Here is a 16,656-nt window from a genome sequence, read left to right as displayed (position 1 = left end):
GGAAATGCGCGCAGATCTTTTGATTGTCGGTGCCGGTATGGTCGGCAGCGCCCTGGCCTTGGCCTTGCGCCACAGCGGCCTGGAAATTCTCCTGCTCGATGGCAGCCCCCTGTCGGTCAAACCCTTCGACGCCCAAGGACCATTCGAACCCCGCGTCAGCGCACTGTCGGCGGCCAGCCAGCGCATCCTTGAGCGCCTAGGCGCCTGGGAAGGCATCGCCGGGCGCCGGGTCTCGCCGTACACGGACATGCACGTCTGGGATGGCAGCGGTACGGGTCAGATCCACTTCTCGGCAGCCAGCGTGCACGCCCAGGTGCTCGGCCATATCGTCGAGAACCGCGTGGTGCAGGATAGCCTGCTGGAGCGTCTTCACGACAGTGACGTCGGCCTGCTGCCCAATGCTCGCCTGGAGCAGATGCGCCGCTCCGGCGACGAATGGCTGCTGACCCTGGCCGATGGGCGGACCCTGCGTGCGCCGCTGGTGGTGGCCGCCGATGGCGCCAACTCCGCGGTACGCAAGCTGACCGGTTGTGAAACCCGTGAGTGGGATTACCTGCACCACGCTATCGTCACCAGCGTGCGCTGCAGCGAGGCGCACCAGGCCACGGCCTGGCAACGCTTTACCGATGAAGGGCCGCTGGCTTTCCTGCCGTTGTCCCGTGATGACGGGCAGGCCTGGTGCTCGATTGTCTGGTCGACCACGCCGGAGCAGGCCGAGAAACTCATGGCCTTGGATGACGCCGCCTTCTGCGAGGCGCTCGGTCGTGCTTTCGAGGGGCACCTGGGTGAGGTGGTGAGTGCCGATCCGCGGCTTTGCGTGCCGCTGCGCCAGCGTCATGCCAAGCGCTATGTGGACGAGGGGCTGGCGCTGATCGGCGACGCTGCGCACACCATCCATCCGCTGGCCGGACAGGGCGTCAACCTGGGCTTTCTGGATGCTGCCGTGTTGGCCGAGGAGCTGGAGCGCGCCTGCGAGCGTGGCGAACGGCTGGCCGACGTGAAGGTGCTGACCCGCTTCGAGCGGCGACGCATGCCGCACAACCTGGCGTTGATGGCGGCGATGGAAGGTTTCGAGCGCTTGTTCCAGGCCGATCCATTGCCGCTGCGCTGGCTACGCAACAGCGGGCTGAAGCTGGTGGAGCAGTTGCCGGAGGCCAAGGCGTTGTTCGTGCGCCAGGCGCTGGGGCTTTCCGGGGATCTGCCGGCCTTGGCCAAGGCCTGAGGGCGTCCGGCAACATTCGGTAACGTCTGCGCAGGTGAGGTGGATAATGGGATTCACTACCATTTGCACCTCTCAACTCACCGAGGAAGACCCCGATGTTGCCACGCAAGCCCCTATTGGCCGCTCTGGCCCTGACCCTGTTCGGCGGCACTGCCCAGGCGGCGGACGAAGTGGTGGTGTATTCCTCGCGTATCGACGAGCTGATCAAGCCAGTGTTCGACGCCTACACCGCCAAGACCGGCGTGAAGATCAAGTTCATCACCGACAAGGAAGCCCCATTGATGCAACGCATCAAGGCCGAGGGCGAGAACGGCGTGGCCGACCTGCTGCTCACCGTCGATGCCGGCAACCTCTGGCAGGCTGAACAGATGGGCATCCTGCAACCGATCAAATCGGACGTCATCGACCAGAACATCCCTTCCCAGTACCGCGCTTCCTCCCATGACTGGACAGGCCTGAGCCTGCGTGCGCGGACCATTGCCTACTCCACCGAGCGGGTAAAACCCCAAGAGCTGACCACCTACGAAGCCCTGGCCGACAAGCAATGGGAAGGCCGTCTGTGCCTGCGCACGGCCAAGAAGGTCTACAACCAGTCGCTGACTGCGACCCTGATCGAGAACCACGGCGAGGCCAAGACCCAGGAAATCATCAAGGGTTGGGTCAACAACCTGTCCACCGATGTGTTCTCCGACGACACCGCCGTGCTCCAGGCCATCGAGGCCGGTCAGTGCGACGTGGGCATCGTCAACACCTATTACTACGGTCGTCTGCACAAGGAAAAGCCCAACCTGCCGGTCAAGCTGTTCTGGCCCAACCAGGGCGACCGTGGCGTGCATGTCAACTTGTCGGGCATCGGCCTGACCAAGCACGCGCCGCACCCGGAGGCGGCGAAGAAGCTGGTCGAGTGGATGACCGGCGTCGAGGCGCAGAAGCTGTTTGCCGACATCAACCAGGAATTCCCGGCCAACCCGAAGGTCCAGCCGTCCGAGGAAGTCGCGGCCTGGGGTAGTTTCAAGGCCGACAGCATTCCGGTGGAAGTGGCCGGCAAACGCCAGGCCGAGGCCATTCGCTTGATGGACCGGGCTGGCTGGAACTAAGCCCCAGGCTTTATCCTTCAGGGCCTGCAAAGGCCCTTCGCGGGTAAACCCACTCCCCAGGAACACCCGCTCCCTCGAGGGTGTTCCTGGGGAGCGGGTTTACCTGCGAACGACCGCGCAGCGGTCGCCATCAGCACAGAGACGTTCGCCTTGCCCCACACCCTCCAACGCCGTTGGTACTTCCCAGTCTTTCTCGTCGCTGCTTTGGTGCTCTTGCCCCTGAGCGTGCTGCTGCTGTCCTGGCAGTCGATCGACGTGCAGATCTGGTCGCACCTGCTCGACACCCAGATGAGCCGCTTGCTGGGCAACACGCTCACGCTAGTGCTGGGAGTGGGCGTCGGGGTGACGGTGCTGGGTGTGAGCCTGGCCTGGCTGACCAGCCTTTGCCAATTCCCCGGTAGGCGGTGGCTGGACTGGGCGCTGATGCTGCCCTTCGCCATCCCAGCCTACGTATTGGCATTTGTCTTCGTCGGACTGCTCGATTTCGCCGGCCCCGTGCAGACTGCCCTGCGCGAGGTGTTCGGGCCCATGCGCCTGCCTCGGGTGCGCTCCACCGGTGGCGTGATCACCGTGCTGGTGCTGGTGTTCTACCCCTACGTCTATCTGCTGGCGCGCAGCGCCTTCCTGGCCCAAGGCAAAGGGTTGATGGAGGCGGCGCGGGTGCTTGGGCTGTCGCCGCTACAGGCGTTCTGGCGTGTGGCGCTGCCCATGGCCAGGCCCGCCATCGGTGCAGGCATCGCCTTGGCCCTGATGGAGACCCTGGCAGATTTCGGCGCCGTGGCGGTGTTCAACTTCGACACCTTCACCACGGCCATCTACAAGACCTGGTATGGCTTCTTCAGCCTTTCCAGCGCAGCGCAACTGGCCAGCCTGTTGCTGCTGGTGGTGATGCTGGTGCTGTACGGCGAGCGGCGGGCTCGTGGCAAAAGCCGCCATGGCAACGAGCGGCCCCGGGGGCAGGCGCTCTATCACCTGCGTGGCCTAAAAGCGCTGGCGGCTACCGGGTGGTGCCTGCTGGTATTCGCCTGTGCTTTCGTCATCCCGCTGCTGCAATTGCTGGCGTGGTTCTGGCAGCGGGGGCGGCATGACCTTGACGAGCGGTACATTGGCTTGGTGCTGCATACCCTCTACCTGGGCGCCATGGCTGCCTTGATCACGGTCAGCGTGGCCCTGCTGTTGGCCTTTGCGCGGCGTCAGTCGCCAACCCGAGGCATCCGCGCCGGGGTGGGCGTGGCCAACCTGGGCTATGCCCTGCCGGGCTCGGTACTGGCCGTGTCGATCATGCTTGCCTTCAGCTACCTGGACAACCAATGGGTGGTTCCGTTGTCCCGATGGTTGGGCGGCGCCGGCAAACCGTTGTTGCTGGGCAGCCTCTGGGCTTTGCTGCTGGCCTACCTGGTGCGCTTCATGGCCGTGGCCTACGGTCCGCTGGAGAGCAGCCTGGAGCGTATACGGCCGTCGCTGCCGGAGGCTTCGCGCAGTCTGGGGGTCGGTGGCGTGGGGTTGTTTTTCAAGGTGTATCTGCCGTTGCTGGTGCCGGGCGCCCTGAGTGCGGCGCTGCTGGTATTCGTCGATGTGCTCAAGGAGATGCCGGCGACGCTGCTGATGCGACCGTTCGGCTGGGACACCCTCGCCGTCAGGGTGTTCGAGATGACCAGCGAAGGCGAATGGGCACGAGCCTCGCTGCCAGCGTTGACGCTGGTGCTGGTCGGCCTGCTGCCGGTCATCGGGTTGATCCGCCGTTCGGCTCGGCGTCCCGGGCATCGTCACTGAGGGTGCCAGGCTCCGCCCTTGCGGCTACAATGCGCGGCATTCGCTGCGGCGGGTCCTGAACAAGATCAGGCAACGAATCAACGTTGCCGACCGCCGCTGCCTCGCCACGCCCGGAAGGAGAAACCCATGGGACAGCGTACGCCTCTGTATGACCTGCACCTGGCGCTCGGCGCCAAGATGGTCGATTTCGGTGGTTGGGACATGCCCCTGCACTACGGTTCGCAAGTCGAGGAGCACCATCAGGTGCGCAGTGATTGCGGCGTCTTCGATGTATCCCACATGACCGTCATCGATGTTGCCGGCGACCAGGCCACACCCTGGCTGCAACGTTTGTTGGCCAACGATGTGGCCCGTCTGGACAGCCCCGGCAAGGCGCTGTACAGCCCGTTGCTCAACGCCGACGGCGGCGTCATCGACGACCTGATCGCCTACCGCACGGAAATCGGCTATCGCCTGGTGGCCAACGCCGCCACCCGCGACAAGGTCCTCACCTGGCTGCAGGCGCAGAGCGCCGGTTTCGCCATCAACTTCGTCGAGCGCTCCGAGCTTGCCATCCTCGCCATCCAAGGCCCCCATGCCCGCGAAAAAGTCGCCCAACTGCTCAGTGCCCCGCGTGCTGCACTGGTCCGTGAGCTGCGCCCGTTCGAAGGGGTTGCCGAAGGTGACTGGTTCATTGCCCGCACCGGCTACACCGGCGAGGACGGCCTGGAGATCATCTTCCCCGGCCAGCAGGCGCCAGCCTTCTTCAACGACCTGGTCGGTGCAGGCATTGCGCCGAGCGGCCTCGGTGCGCGCGACACGTTGCGCCTGGAAGCCGGCATGAACCTTTACGGCCAGGACATTGACGAAAACCATACGCCACTGACCTCCAACCTCGGCTGGAGCGTCGCCTGGGAACCGGCCGAGCGCGACTTCATCGGGCGTACCGGCCTGCTTGCGGAAATCGAGCAGGGTGTGCAAGAGAAACTGGTCGGCCTGGTGCTGGAAGAGCGTGGTGTACTGCGCGCCCATCAGGTAGTGCGGGTAGCCGGGATTGGCGAAGGGGAGATCACCAGTGGTAGTTTCTCGCCTACGCTGAGCAAATCCATCGCCTTGGCGCGTGTGCCCATGGCTACGGGCGAGCGCGCCGAGGTGGAGATTCGTGGCAAGTGGTATCCGGTGCGGGTGGTCAAGCCGACCTTCGTGCGCCATGGAAAGATTCTGATCTGAACAATTACCGGCGGGCTGACCGCTGAGCCAATCGAGGAAGACAACAGATGAGCAATATCCCCGCCGAACTGCGTTTTGCCGAAAGCCACGAGTGGGCACGCCTGGAAGCCGATGGCAGCGTGACCGTCGGTATCAGCGATCATGCCCAGCAAGCCCTGGGTGATGTGGTGTTCGTCGAATTGGCAGAAGTGGGCAAGGTGTTTGCCGCTGGCGACGCCGCGGGCGTGGTCGAGTCGGTCAAGGCCGCTTCGGATATCTACGCACCTGTGGCCGGCGAAGTCATCGCCGTCAACGAAGAACTGGCCGACAGCCCTGAGCTGCTCAACGAAGAGCCCTACGCTGCCTGGATCTTCAAGCTCAAGCCAAGCAACCCAGCCGATCTGAACAACCTGCTGGACGCTGCTGGCTACCAAGCTGCCATCGGCGAGTAAGCCTTCCTGGCACAACTAAACCCCTCCTGCAGGCGCGCTCCGAGCCCTGCGGGAGCGGGTTTATCCGTGAAGAAGTCACTGGGCAACGCAAGATTTCACGCAGCATGGGCAATCCCTTCCTAGACTTGTAAGTCTCCATGAGACCTGGTCCAGGAAGAGACGATCGCCATGTCCCAGTCGCCATCCTTGAGTCAACTGCAAGAGCTCAACCCCTTCCTGCGTCGTCACCTGGGGCCTGATGCCTCAGAGCAGAAGGCCATGCTCGATGCCCTCGGCATCGCCAGTCGCACCGAACTGATCGAACAGACCGTCCCCCCGGGCATCCGCCTGGCCCGCCCGCTGGACCTTCCGCCCGCCCTGGATGAGCAAGCTGCCCTGGCCAAACTGGCTGGGTACGCGGAGCAGAACCAGATCTGGACCAGCCTGATCGGCATGGGTTACCACGGGACCGTCACGCCCACCGTCATTCTGCGCAATGTGCTGGAGAATCCGGGCTGGTACACCGCCTACACGCCTTACCAGCCGGAAATTGCCCAAGGGCGGTTGGAGGCGCTGCTGAACTTCCAGCAAATGGTGATCGACCTGACCGGACTGGCCCTGGCCAATGCCTCGTTGCTCGATGAAGCCACTGCGGCGGCCGAGGCCATGGCCCTGGCCAAGCGGATGGCCAAGAGCAAAAGCAATGTCTTCTTTGCCGACGAGCACTGCCATCCGCAAACACTCTCGGTGCTGCGCACCCGCGCCGAGGGGTTCGGCTTCGAACTGATCGTCGATTCGCTGGACAACTTGGGCAAGCATCAGGTGTTCGGCGCCTTGATGCAGTATCCCGACACCCATGGGGAAGTGCGCGACCTGCGTCCACTGATCGACCAATTGCATGGCCAACACGCCTTGGCCTGCGTCGCGGCGGATATCCTCAGCCTGGTGGTGCTGACCCCACCCGGTGAGCTGGGGGCCGATGTGGTGCTGGGTTCGACCCAGCGTTTTGGCGTACCCATGGGCTATGGCGGCCCCCATGCCGCATATTTCGCCTGTCGTGATGAGTTCAAGCGCGCGATGCCGGGGCGCATCATCGGCGTCTCGCGCGATGCTCGCGGCAATACCGCCCTGCGCATGGCCTTGCAGACCCGCGAGCAGCACATCCGCCGCGAGAAGGCCAATTCCAATATCTGCACCGCTCAGGTGCTGCTGGCCAACATCGCCGGGTTCTACGCGGTCTACCATGGCCCTGAAGGGCTCAGGCGCATCGCTCAGCGGGTGCATCGGCTGACGTTCGTCCTGGCCGCAGGCCTCGAAGCCAAGGGCATCAAGCGGGTGAACCAGCACTTCTTCGATACCTTGACCCTCGACGTTGGCGGTACCCAGGCGGCGATCATCGAAAGCGCCGAGAAGGCCCGGATCAATTTGCGCATTCTCGGGCGCGGACACCTGGGCGTCAGCCTGGACGAGACCTGCACCGAGGCGACGGTCATGCGTCTGTTCGATGTCTTCTTGGGCGTCGACCATGGCCTGCACATCGCCGACCTCGACGCCCAGGCGCTCCCCGAAGGCATTCCGGGGGCGCTGGTCCGGCGTACGCCGTTGCTCACCCATCCGGTGTTCAATCTGCACCACAGCGAAACCGAGATGCTGCGCTACCTCAAGCAGCTGGAGAACAAGGACCTGGCGCTGAACCAGTCGATGATCCCGCTGGGCTCGTGCACCATGAAGCTCAATGCCACCAGCGAGATGATCCCCATCACCTGGCCTGGCTTCGCCTCGCTGCACCCCTTCGTCCCGGCCGGCCAGGCCCAGGGCTACAAGGCCATGATCGACGAGCTGGAAAGCTGGTTGTGCGCCATCACCGGCTTCGATGCCATCTGCATGCAGCCCAACTCGGGCGCCCAAGGCGAATATGCAGGGCTGATGGCAATCACCCGCTATCACCAGAGTCGCCATCAGCCGCAGCGGACCCTGTGCCTGATTCCTTCATCGGCGCACGGCACCAACCCTGCATCGGCGCAGATGGCTGGCATGGAGGTGGTGATCGTCGACTGCGACGATGATGGCAACGTCGACCTCGACGACCTCAAGGCCAAGGCGCGCGCTGCTGGCGATAGACTTTCCTGCCTGATGATCACCTACCCCTCGACCCATGGGGTGTATGAAGAAGGCATTCGTGAGATCTGTGAGGTGATCCACCAGCAGGGTGGCCAGGTGTACATGGACGGCGCCAACCTCAATGCCCAGGTCGGCCTGACACGGCCGGCCGACATCGGTGCCGATGTCTCGCACATGAACCTGCACAAGACCTTCTGCATCCCCCATGGTGGCGGGGGGCCCGGCATGGGGCCGATCGGGGTGCGTGCCCACCTCAAGGCGTTCGTTGCCAGCCACCCGGTGGTGCCGGTGCCAGGGCTCGACCCGAACAACAGTGCAGTCAGCGCCGCGCCCTGGGGCAGTGCGAGCATCTTGCCGATCAGCTGGATGTACATCGCGATGATGGGGCCGCAACTGGCCGATGCCAGCGAGGTGGCGATCCTCTCGGCCAACTACCTGGCCCACCAGCTCGATGGGGCATTCCCGGTGTTGTACCGGGGGCGCAACGAGCGTGTCGCCCACGAATGCATCCTCGACCTGCGCCCGCTCAAGGCGCTGACTGGAATCACCGAGGAGGACGTGGCCAAGCGCCTGATGGACTACGGCTTCCATGCCCCGACCATGTCCTTCCCGGTGCCGGGTACCTTGATGGTCGAGCCTACCGAGAGCGAATCCAAGGCTGAGCTGGACCGCTTTGTCGAGGCGATGCTGGCGATCCGGGCGGAGATCGATGAAGTGAAGGACGGCAACTGGCCCGCCGAGGACAACCCGCTCAAGCATGCCCCCCATACCCTGGCCGATGTGCTGGCACCCTGGGCGCGCCCCTACAGCCTGGAGCAAGGCGTAGCCCCCAGTGCTCATGTGCGCTTGCACAAGTATTGGCCAGCGGTGAACCGGGTCGACAATGTGTATGGGGACAGGAACCTGTTCTGCTCGTGCGTGCCGGTGGAGGCGTATCGCTGAGGCCGATGTCAGGCCATCCAAGGTAGGTGGGAAGCAGAGGGAAATGGGCGATTGAAGCGGCGGTTAGATGACCCCAGCATCTGAGTCGTCTGCTTGCGGGTCAGCCGCTCCCACAGGGCCAGCATGGACCAGTGGGAGCGGGTTTACCCGCGAACAAGACGCCACGGAGCAAGACCGTTGCTCATACAGGCCCGAGATGGACCTGTCGGAAGGACCCTGCGGTGTTACTCGACGACGGCGTTCTTGGCCAGGATAGCGTTGGCCAGGTCCATGTCGGTCGCTTGCATGCCAGGGTTGTCGGCGCGCACCTTGCGGATCGCTGCCTCCAGGTATGGCCCGCGGATGGCGCCTTCGCTGGCAACGAAGCTGCCGGCATCGTCTTGGGCGGCCACGACCATCTTGTGGTCTTTGGAGGTCAGGTAGCTCGACGCGGTGGTCGCGCCGGAAGTCATGACGTTACGCCAGAAGGTATCGGCCATGGCGGAGCCAACAGGCAGCGAGAGCAGGGCGGCTGCTGCGATGGCGGTTTTGAGACGCATGGTGCATTCACCTCGAGTGGTGAGGGTTGTGGGAATGGCCGTTTGGATCGTGTCTGAGTGACGCAAGTTCCCTGAATACAAGGGAATTTTGCTCAGGAGCAGACCCTGAGCACCTCCGCCAGGCTGGTCTGTCCGGCGCTGATTTTCACCTCCCCGCAGTGGCGCAGGTCCTGCAACCCTTCCGCCAGAGCCATCCGACGCAGGGCGGCCAGATCGCTGTTGGAGCCGATGCTGGCGCGCAGGCCTTCGCTTGGGATCAACAGCTCGAACAGCCCCGTGCGGCCATGAAACCCCGTCCCGCGGCAAGCACGACAGGCAACACCGTCGAGGGCCGCCGTGCCCTGGCAGTCGCAGCAGAAGGTACGCACCAGGCGCTGGGCCATGACGCCGAGCAGTGTGGCTTTGAGCAGGTAGTCCGCCACACCCAGCTCCTGTAGGCGGGTGATCGCGCTGCAGGTGTCGTCGGTGTGAAGGGTGGACAGCACCAGGTGCCCCGTCAGGGCTGCTTGCACCGCGACCTGGGCGGTCTCGCGATCACGTATCTCACCGATCATGATGATGTCCGGATCCTGGCGCAGCAGGGCGCGCACGCCATTGGCAAACCCCAGGTCGAGGCTCGGCTGGACCTGCAGCTGGTTGAACGCAGGCTCCAGACGCTCGATAGGGTCTTCGATGGTGCACAGGTTGACCTGGGGCGTGGCCAGTTGACGTAGGCTGGCGTAGAGCGTGCTGGTCTTGCCCGAGCCTGTGGGGCCTGTGACCAGGACGATACCTTGGCGGTGGTTCAGCAGCCCTTGCCATTGGCGTAACAAGTCGCCCTCCAGACCCAGGTGGTGAAAGTCCTGGTGCGATTGTTGGGAGTCGAACAGCCGCAGTACCAGTTTTTCGCCGAAAGGCGTGGGTAATGTGGACAGCCGCAGTTCCACGTCGCCACCCCCCGGCAGACGGCTTTTCAATCGACCGTCCTGGGGGCGGCGCTTTTCTGCGACATCCATGCGCCCCAAGTGCTTGAGGCGGCTGACCAACGCCAGGGTGACACCTGCCGGAAAGGCATAGACCGTATGCAGCAAGCCATCTATGCGGTATCGCAGCTGGCCCTGTTCTCGGCGCGGTTCGAGGTGGATATCGCTGGCGCGCTGTTCGATGGCGTACTGCAGCAGCCAGTCGACGATGTGCACGATGTGGGCGTCGTCGGCGCTGGCCTCGGTGTGGCGCTGGCCGAGCTCCAGCAGATGCTCCAGTTCACCCAGGCCAGTGGTCTGCTGGCGCTGTGCGCCCTTGACCGAGTGGGCCAGGCGAACGAAGGTCTGGGCCAATTGGCGAACCTGCACCGGGCTGGCCAGTACGCGGCGGATCGGCTTGCCCAGGCTGCGGACCAAGTCGGCCTCCCATTCGCACTGATAGGGTTGGGCGCTGGCCACCGTGACGCAGCTGTCGTCCACAGCCACGGCGAGGATGCCATGGCGCTGGGCGAAAGCTGGCGACATCAGGCCGCTGACCTGCTGCAGGTCGACTTGCAGTGGGTCTATGCGCATGAACGGTTGGCCGGCCCGGTTGGCGAGCCATTGGCAGAGGATGTCCAGGTCCAGGCGTCGGTCGGGGTGGCGACGGTCATGGAGGTCGAGGCTGGCGATGGTCTCGAGCGGATGCTGATCTGGGTGGCGGTGGGCCTGTTCGAGAACGCGCAGGGTGTCGCTGGCGTCCAGGTGCTGTTCGATGAGCAGGGCGTCGAGCACTCGGCTCAGTTCGAGGGCGTGGGTGTCGTCGGTATACATAGTTGGCTTCCTTGCCAGGGTGGATCGGTCCCGGGGAAGGCTAGCCCGCGTCAGGTGAAGGAGTCGGGGCAAAAAGTGTCTGGATCTTGCTCAGAGAAGCCGAACGAGGCCACCCCCGTCTTGCAGTCCTCAGCTTGCAGCCACCTCGGCCATCCGCGGCATGTTCTCAAGGCACACTTCACCGACACACACCAGGTTGCGCAATTTCTGTGCAATGACTTCGGCCCGATGCCAGCTCAGCCCGTCCACACCCACTTCGATATCCAGCAGATCGTCCTGCTGTTGCACATTGACGCTGTGCGGAGTCAGAAACTGCAACGCGAACAGATTGAGCACCCGGCACAGGCTGTCCGGCTCGGCCTCGGCCTGCAGGCGATAGCGTGCGGTGCAGTGAGCGGCGCTGGCGGCCCAGGTGTCGGTGCGTTGCGGGGTGTCGGGGCGTTCGAGTGCGTTCATGCCGATCTCCATCGTCGAGGGAGCAATTCTGGCAGGTCGAGGGGGGTATTTTTTCGCTATGATTCCAGCCGGTTGCCCCTTGGCAGCTATTTCTATTCGAGTCCGTGCGAAATGGAGAATTGTTCATGCAAAGCGAGCTTGACGCTTACGATCGCCGCATCCTGGAGCTGTTACAAGAGGATGCTTCGCTGTCCAGCGCGCAGATCGCCGAGCGCATCGGCCTTTCGCAATCGCCGTGCTGGCGGCGCATACAGCGCTTGAAGGACGAGGGGATCATTCGTGGCCAGGTGACCTTGCTCGACCGCAAGAAGGTTGGCCTCAATACGCAGATCTTCGCCGAGGTAAAGCTCAATGCCCATGGGCGTTCGAACTTCACCGAGTTCACTGAGGCGATCCGGGGGTTTCCGCAGGTGCTGGAGTGTTATGTGCTGATGGGTTCGGTTGATTTCCTGCTGCGCATTGTCACGCCGGATATCGAAGCCTACGAACGGTTCTTCTTCGAGAAGTTGTCCAACGTGCCAGGGATCCAGGAAGTCAATTCGATCGTGGCCCTGTCCGAAATCAAATCCACCACCAGCCTGCCGTTATCGAGGTGAAGCGTTCACAGGGGAACCCGCGCTCACAGGGCTGCGCAAAGTCAGAATCTGCGCCGTATCTGTAGGAACGGGTCCACCCGTGAAGTAGGCGAGCCGGTATCAAACTTTGAGCAGATGCTTCCAGCCCCGGCTCTGATCGATGACGCGGGCCTGCTCGATCCGCGCCTCTAGCAGTTCATCGCTGATCGGCAGTTCCGCCAGCTCATGTAGCTTCTTCAGGTCGCCATACAGCCGGTCCATCTGCGGCGCCTCGAGCACGTGGCGCGCGTGGTGCAGCCAGGCCAGCAATTGCTCGATGCGCGGCAATTGCTCGGCAAGGTCTTCTGGACGCTGGGCATACAGCGGCAACTTCAGCGAACGGCCTTCCTCGCCCAGCAGGTGCGCCAGCCAGCTGGCCAGGTGCGCCTTGCCCTGGCGCTCGCCCCGGCCGGCGCGCTCGACGGTCCAGGTACGGGCCAGCAGCCAGCGCGAGGTTTCCAGGGAGAACTGACCCCAGCGAGTGTCTTCGAGCTCGTCAGCGAACTGCTCGGGGGCGGCGCGGCGGACGTCTTCGTCGTCGTTGCCGGCCTGTACCAACGGACGCCAGTCTTCCAGCAGGGCGTCCAGGCGCAGACGCAGGTCACGTGTGGTCGCGCGGGGGGCGGCCTGGCCCAAAGTGCTGACCAGGGCACGCAGCTCGGCCAGGCACTGCACCCAGTCCTGCAGCAGGCGCCAATGGCCGCTGTGACGGTACTGCTCGGCCAGGCGCTGGCTGCTGCCGAGCAACTGCCAGGCCAGCGCCGCGAAGGCGTCGTCCACCGAAGTTTCGGCTTCAAGCTCGGTGTTCGGCAAACTCAGCTCATAGCTTTCGGGCTCGAGCAGGCGGTAGCCGCGCTCGGCTTTGCTGATGTCGCAGGGCATCAGCGGCAGGCTGGCGGCCAGTTCGGCGGCCAGTTCCAGCAGCGCTTCAGGGGCACCTTCACGCAGCTCAAGCTCCAGCTCGCAGATTTCTTCCTTGCGCTTGCCAGCGATGACGAAGCCTTGGTCAAGGGCGGCTTCGATCACCACCTTGGCTTTGCCACGACCCCAGGCGATCTCGGCGAACTCGCGGGTGAAGTCGGTGGTGAACAGCGGCTTGATGGTCTTTTTGTCCAGCCCCGCCAACTGCTCTGGCCAGCAGGTGTCGTCGAGCTTCTTGAGGTCCAGCTTGACCTTGTCCAGGTGCCATTCGTGTTCGTTGCGCTCGGACAGCCCGGCCACGCTCTGGCCTCGGCACTTGAGGGTCTGGATGATGACCTCGCCGTCCCGGCGCAGGCGCAGGGCAACGCGAGCAGCCGCGAGGTCGCGGTCTGGGGTGTCGAAGTACTGGTTGAGCAGTTCGCGGGTCTGCCAGCCGGACTTGTTGCGCTTCTTCAGCAGGGGGTGCTCGCGCAGGGCGGCAAGGGTCTCGCGGCTGGCGCGGAGCTTGAGTTCGGTTTCTTTGTGCATCGCAGACTCGAAGGAGGGGGCATCGTTGTCGTGCAGTCTACAGGAGTCGGCTCCCGGCTGTTGGGTTGTTCCGGGGACGGGATGCATTGCTATGATGGGCCTCGAGCCCGAGGAGAGCGCTTATGCCCCTGCCGTCGCTGAAAGACCAGTTCGCCGCCCTGATCGCCGCACCGTCGGTCAGTTGCACCCAGGCTGCGCTGGACCAGTCCAACCGTCAGGTCATCGACTTGCTGGCCGGCTGGCTTGGCGATCTTGGCTTTGTCTGCGAGATCCGTCAGGTAACGCCTGGCAAGTTCAATCTGCTGGCCAGCCGTGGCACGGGTCCCGGCGGCCTGGTGTTGGCCGGACACAGCGATACCGTGCCCTATGATCCACAACTGTGGGCCAGCGATCCGCTCAAGCTGACCGAGGTCGATGGCCGCTGGGTGGGCTTGGGCAGTTGCGACATGAAAGGCTTCTTTGCGCTGGTCATCGAGGCCGTGTTGCCGCTGTTGGAACACGATTTCAAGCAACCGCTGCTGATTCTTGCGACCTGCGACGAGGAAAGCTCCATGTCCGGCGCCCGCGCCCTGGCTGAGGCCGGCCAGCCCCTAGGTCGCGCGGCAGTGATCGGTGAGCCTACGGGCCTGCGGCCGATTCGCATGCACAAGGGTATCCTCATGGACCGTATCGACATCCTGGGGCGCAGCGGGCATTCCTCTGACCCAAGCCTTGGGCGCAGTGCCCTTGAGGCGATGCATGCGGTGATGGGCGAGCTGATGGGCCTTCGCCAGCAATGGCAGCAGGCCTACCGCAACCCGCAGTTCAGCGTGCCGACCCCGACGATGAACTTCGGCTGCATCCACGGCGGCGACAACCCTAATCGTATCTGCGGCCAATGCGCCCTGGAGTTCGACCTGCGTCCGCTGCCCGGCATGGATGTCGAGCAGCTGCGCGCGGCGATCCGGGAAAAACTCGTGCCGGTGGCCGAACGCCACGAAGTGCGCATCGACTATGCGCCGTTGTTTCCGGAAGTCCCTCCGTTCGAGCAGGCCGCCGACGCCGAACTGGTGCAATTGGCCGAACGTCTGACCGGCCATCGCGCCGAGGCAGTGGCCTTTGGCACCGAAGCGCCTTATCTTCAACAACTGGGCTGCCAGACCATCGTGCTGGGCCCGGGCGACATTGCCTGTGCCCACCAGCCGGGCGAATACCTTGAAATGTCACGTATCGAGCCTACCGTGCGTCTATTGCGTGATCTGATCCGGCACTATTGCCTGAGCTAGGATCTGTATGAAATGTGTTCGCACGCATGTACACGCGCATTTGGGAGCCCTGTTCCAACACAGCATGGGCCAGAGCGGATACATTTCGTACAGCGCCTAAACGTCCATTGACCTGATTCGTCCCTGCCTAGAGGAGACCGCGCGTGACCGCAAGCCTGTTCCGACGATGATTTTGAACGCCGCCGTTTGTTCGCCGTTCTCCGTTCACTTATCCACAGGCCTTGTCATGCCCGATTACGTCAACTGGCTGCGCCATGCTTCTCCCTACATAAACGCTCATCGCGACTGCACCTTTGTGGTCATGCTCCCAGGCGATGGCGTGGAACACCCCAATTTCGGCAACATCGTCCACGACCTGGTGCTGCTGCATAGCCTCGGCGTGCGGCTGGTGCTGGTCCATGGCTCGCGTCCGCAAATCGAGAGCCGCCTGGCCGATCGCGGCCTGACGCCTCACTATCATCGCGGCATGCGCGTCACCGACGCGGCGACCCTGGACTGCGTGATCGATGCCGTGGGCGCCCTGCGCCTGGCCATCGAGGCGCGCCTGTCGATGGATATCGCCGCCTCGCCGATGCAAGGCTCGCGCCTGCGGGTGGCGTCGGGCAACCTGGTCACCGCCCGGCCGATCGGGGTGCTCGAAGGGGTCGACTATCACCACACCGGCGAGGTGCGGCGGATCGACCGCAAGGGTATCAACCGCCTGCTCGACGAGCGCTCCATCGTGTTGCTGTCGCCCTTGGGCTATTCGCCTACCGGCGAGATCTTCAACCTGGCCTGCGAAGACGTGGCGACCCGCGCCGCCATCGAGCTTGGCGCCGACAAACTGCTGCTGTTCGGTGCCGAACCCGGCTTGCTGGACGAGCAGGGCAAGCTGGTGCGTGAGCTGCGTCCACAACAGGTACCCGCGCATCTGCAACGCTTGGGCAGCGACTATCAGGGCGAACTGCTCGATGCCGCCGCCGAAGCCTGCAAGGGCGGTGTGGCGCGCAGTCATATCGTCAGCTATGCCGAGGACGGCGCGCTGCTGACCGAGCTGTTCACGCGTGGCGGCGGGGGCACGCTGGTGTCCCAGGAGCAGTTCGAAGTGGTGCGTGAGGCGACCATCGACGATGTGGGCGGTTTGCTGGAGCTGATCAGTCCGCTGGAGGAGCAGGGGATCTTGGTGCGGCGCTCGCGTGAAGTGTTGGAGCGAGAGATCGAGCAGTTCAGCGTCGTCGAGCGCGAGGGCATGATCATCGCCTGCGCGGCGCTGTATCCGATCGCCGATTCCGATGCAGGGGAGCTGGCGTGCCTGGCGGTGAACCCTGAGTATCGCCATGGCGGACGTGGCGACGAGTTGCTGGAGCGGATCGAGAGTCGGGCACGGCAGCAGGGCCTTAGCACCTTGTTCGTGCTCACCACCCGTACCGCGCATTGGTTCCGTGAACGCGGCTTTGCGCCCAGTGGGGTGGAGCGGCTGCCGGCGGCGCGGGCATCGCTGTACAACTACCAGCGCAATTCGAAGATTTTCGAGAAGCCGCTTTGAGACTGTGCTGATCTCTTCGCGGGCGACACGGTCCCGGAATGAAAAACGCCGCCCCTTGGGGCGGCGTTTTCGTTTACACGGTATGCAGGTACCAGTTGTACTCGAGGTCGGAGATCGAGTGCTCGAACTCCTCCAGCTCGCTCTCCTTGCACGCGACGAAGATGTCGATGTACTTCGGATCGATGTACTTGTTCAGGATTTCGCTGTCGTCCAGCTCGCGCAGGGCATCGCGCAGGTTGTTCGGCAGGCTCTGCTCCAG

13 protein-coding genes and 1 pseudogene are annotated in these 16,656 nt (G+C 63.9%); 9 read left to right on the top strand and 5 right to left on the bottom strand.

The window, feature by feature from the left end:
• Nucleotides 1–4: 4 nt before the first annotated feature.
• The 6 genes from HMPREF3173_RS05125 (at nt 5) to gcvP (ending at nt 8,774) form a co-directional block, all read left to right on the top strand.
• Nucleotides 5–1,222 (top strand): 2-octaprenyl-3-methyl-6-methoxy-1,4-benzoquinol hydroxylase, encoded by a 1,218-nt coding sequence (locus tag HMPREF3173_RS05125; protein WP_168166365.1) that lies wholly within the window; start codon nt 5–7, stop codon nt 1,220–1,222.
• Between the two features lie 95 nt (nt 1,223–1,317).
• The gene (locus HMPREF3173_RS05120) at nt 1,318–2,319 is read left to right on the top strand and encodes an extracellular solute-binding protein (RefSeq protein ID WP_070571787.1); all 1,002 of its coding nucleotides are present in this window, start codon (nt 1,318–1,320) and stop codon (nt 2,317–2,319) included.
• A gap of 150 nt (nt 2,320–2,469) precedes the next feature.
• Nucleotides 2,470–4,092: an ABC transporter permease gene (locus HMPREF3173_RS05115; RefSeq protein ID WP_070571786.1), complete on the top strand. Its 1,623-nt coding sequence runs from the start codon at nt 2,470–2,472 to the stop codon at nt 4,090–4,092.
• Between the two features lie 126 nt (nt 4,093–4,218).
• On the top strand, nt 4,219–5,301 hold the full coding sequence (gcvT, locus tag HMPREF3173_RS05110; RefSeq protein WP_070571785.1) for a glycine cleavage system aminomethyltransferase GcvT: 1,083 nt from the start codon (nt 4,219–4,221) through the stop codon (nt 5,299–5,301).
• Between the two features lie 47 nt (nt 5,302–5,348).
• Nucleotides 5,349–5,732 (top strand): glycine cleavage system protein GcvH, encoded by a 384-nt coding sequence (gene gcvH, locus HMPREF3173_RS05105; RefSeq protein WP_070571784.1) that lies wholly within the window; start codon nt 5,349–5,351, stop codon nt 5,730–5,732.
• 168 nt (nt 5,733–5,900) lie between these two features.
• On the top strand, nt 5,901–8,774 hold the full coding sequence (gene gcvP / locus HMPREF3173_RS05100) for an aminomethyl-transferring glycine dehydrogenase (RefSeq protein ID WP_070571783.1): 2,874 nt from the start codon (nt 5,901–5,903) through the stop codon (nt 8,772–8,774).
• A gap of 224 nt (nt 8,775–8,998) precedes the next feature.
• On the opposite strand, the gene HMPREF3173_RS05095 is transcribed toward gcvP, so the two are convergent.
• The 3 genes from HMPREF3173_RS05095 to HMPREF3173_RS05085 all read right to left on the bottom strand — a co-directional run bounded on the left by HMPREF3173_RS05095 (nt 8,999) and on the right by HMPREF3173_RS05085 (nt 11,544).
• Nucleotides 8,999–9,313: a DUF2388 domain-containing protein gene (locus HMPREF3173_RS05095; protein WP_070571782.1), complete on the bottom strand. Its 315-nt coding sequence runs from the start codon at nt 9,311–9,313 to the stop codon at nt 8,999–9,001.
• A gap of 92 nt (nt 9,314–9,405) precedes the next feature.
• Entirely contained in the window at nt 9,406–11,088 is a 1,683-nt protein-coding gene (locus HMPREF3173_RS05090) for a GspE/PulE family protein (protein ID WP_070571781.1), read from the bottom strand.
• 129 nt (nt 11,089–11,217) lie between these two features.
• Nucleotides 11,218–11,544 (bottom strand): hypothetical protein, encoded by a 327-nt coding sequence (locus HMPREF3173_RS05085; RefSeq protein WP_070571780.1) that lies wholly within the window; start codon nt 11,542–11,544, stop codon nt 11,218–11,220.
• A 125-nt stretch (nt 11,545–11,669) separates the two neighbouring features.
• Here HMPREF3173_RS05085 and HMPREF3173_RS05080 point away from each other — a divergent pair, with 125 nt between their 5' ends.
• Entirely contained in the window at nt 11,670–12,140 is a 471-nt protein-coding gene (locus HMPREF3173_RS05080) for an Lrp/AsnC family transcriptional regulator (RefSeq protein WP_043211551.1), read from the top strand.
• A 99-nt stretch (nt 12,141–12,239) separates the two neighbouring features.
• Here HMPREF3173_RS05080 and HMPREF3173_RS05075 read toward each other — a convergent pair whose 3' ends face one another.
• Nucleotides 12,240–13,607: a CYTH domain-containing protein gene (locus HMPREF3173_RS05075; RefSeq protein WP_043211550.1), complete on the bottom strand. Its 1,368-nt coding sequence runs from the start codon at nt 13,605–13,607 to the stop codon at nt 12,240–12,242.
• 122 nt (nt 13,608–13,729) lie between these two features.
• Here HMPREF3173_RS05075 and argE point away from each other — a divergent pair, with 122 nt between their 5' ends.
• Both argE and argA read left to right on the top strand, forming a co-directional pair.
• Nucleotides 13,730–14,872, top strand: coding sequence for an acetylornithine deacetylase (argE, locus tag HMPREF3173_RS05070; protein ID WP_070571779.1), 1,143 nt, complete (start codon nt 13,730–13,732; stop codon nt 14,870–14,872).
• Between the two features lie 226 nt (nt 14,873–15,098).
• Complete coding sequence (gene argA, locus HMPREF3173_RS05065; RefSeq protein WP_043211546.1) at nt 15,099–16,397, top strand: amino-acid N-acetyltransferase; 1,299 nt, start codon at nt 15,099–15,101, stop codon at nt 16,395–16,397.
• A gap of 73 nt (nt 16,398–16,470) precedes the next feature.
• On the opposite strand, the pseudogene HMPREF3173_RS24820 reads toward argA, so the two are convergent.
• Nucleotides 16,471–16,656, bottom strand: a pseudogene (locus tag HMPREF3173_RS24820) (glutamine synthetase); the annotation flags it as partial.

This window comes from Pseudomonas sp. HMSC08G10, assembly GCF_001808425.1.
In the GTDB taxonomy this organism is placed as follows: Bacteria; Pseudomonadota; Gammaproteobacteria; order Pseudomonadales; family Pseudomonadaceae; genus Aquipseudomonas; species Aquipseudomonas guariconensis.
Note: the sequence above shows the minus strand (reverse complement) of the source record. Positions and strands in the feature narration are given on the sequence as shown.

What these genes read in the sequence shown, in the direction of transcription:
- HMPREF3173_RS05125 (WP_168166365.1), top strand. Translation starts at nt 5, where the DNA reads ATGCGCGCAGATCTTTTGATTGTCGGTGCCGGTATGGTCGGCAGCGCC.
- HMPREF3173_RS05120 (WP_070571787.1), top strand. Translation starts at nt 1,318, where the DNA reads ATGTTGCCACGCAAGCCCCTATTGGCCGCTCTGGCCCTGACCCTGTTC.
- gcvT (WP_070571785.1), top strand. Translation starts at nt 4,219, where the DNA reads ATGGGACAGCGTACGCCTCTGTATGACCTGCACCTGGCGCTCGGCGCC.
- gcvH (WP_070571784.1), top strand. Translation starts at nt 5,349, where the DNA reads ATGAGCAATATCCCCGCCGAACTGCGTTTTGCCGAAAGCCACGAGTGG.
- gcvP (WP_070571783.1), top strand. Translation starts at nt 5,901, where the DNA reads ATGTCCCAGTCGCCATCCTTGAGTCAACTGCAAGAGCTCAACCCCTTC.
- HMPREF3173_RS05095 (WP_070571782.1), bottom strand. Translation starts at nt 9,313, where the DNA reads ATGCGTCTCAAAACCGCCATCGCAGCAGCCGCCCTGCTCTCGCTGCCT.
- HMPREF3173_RS05090 (WP_070571781.1), bottom strand. Translation starts at nt 11,088, where the DNA reads ATGTATACCGACGACACCCACGCCCTCGAACTGAGCCGAGTGCTCGAC.
- HMPREF3173_RS05085 (WP_070571780.1), bottom strand. Translation starts at nt 11,544, where the DNA reads ATGAACGCACTCGAACGCCCCGACACCCCGCAACGCACCGACACCTGG.
- HMPREF3173_RS05080 (WP_043211551.1), top strand. Translation starts at nt 11,670, where the DNA reads ATGCAAAGCGAGCTTGACGCTTACGATCGCCGCATCCTGGAGCTGTTA.
- HMPREF3173_RS05075 (WP_043211550.1), bottom strand. Translation starts at nt 13,607, where the DNA reads ATGCACAAAGAAACCGAACTCAAGCTCCGCGCCAGCCGCGAGACCCTT.
- argE (WP_070571779.1), top strand. Translation starts at nt 13,730, where the DNA reads ATGCCCCTGCCGTCGCTGAAAGACCAGTTCGCCGCCCTGATCGCCGCA.
- argA (WP_043211546.1), top strand. Translation starts at nt 15,099, where the DNA reads ATGCCCGATTACGTCAACTGGCTGCGCCATGCTTCTCCCTACATAAAC.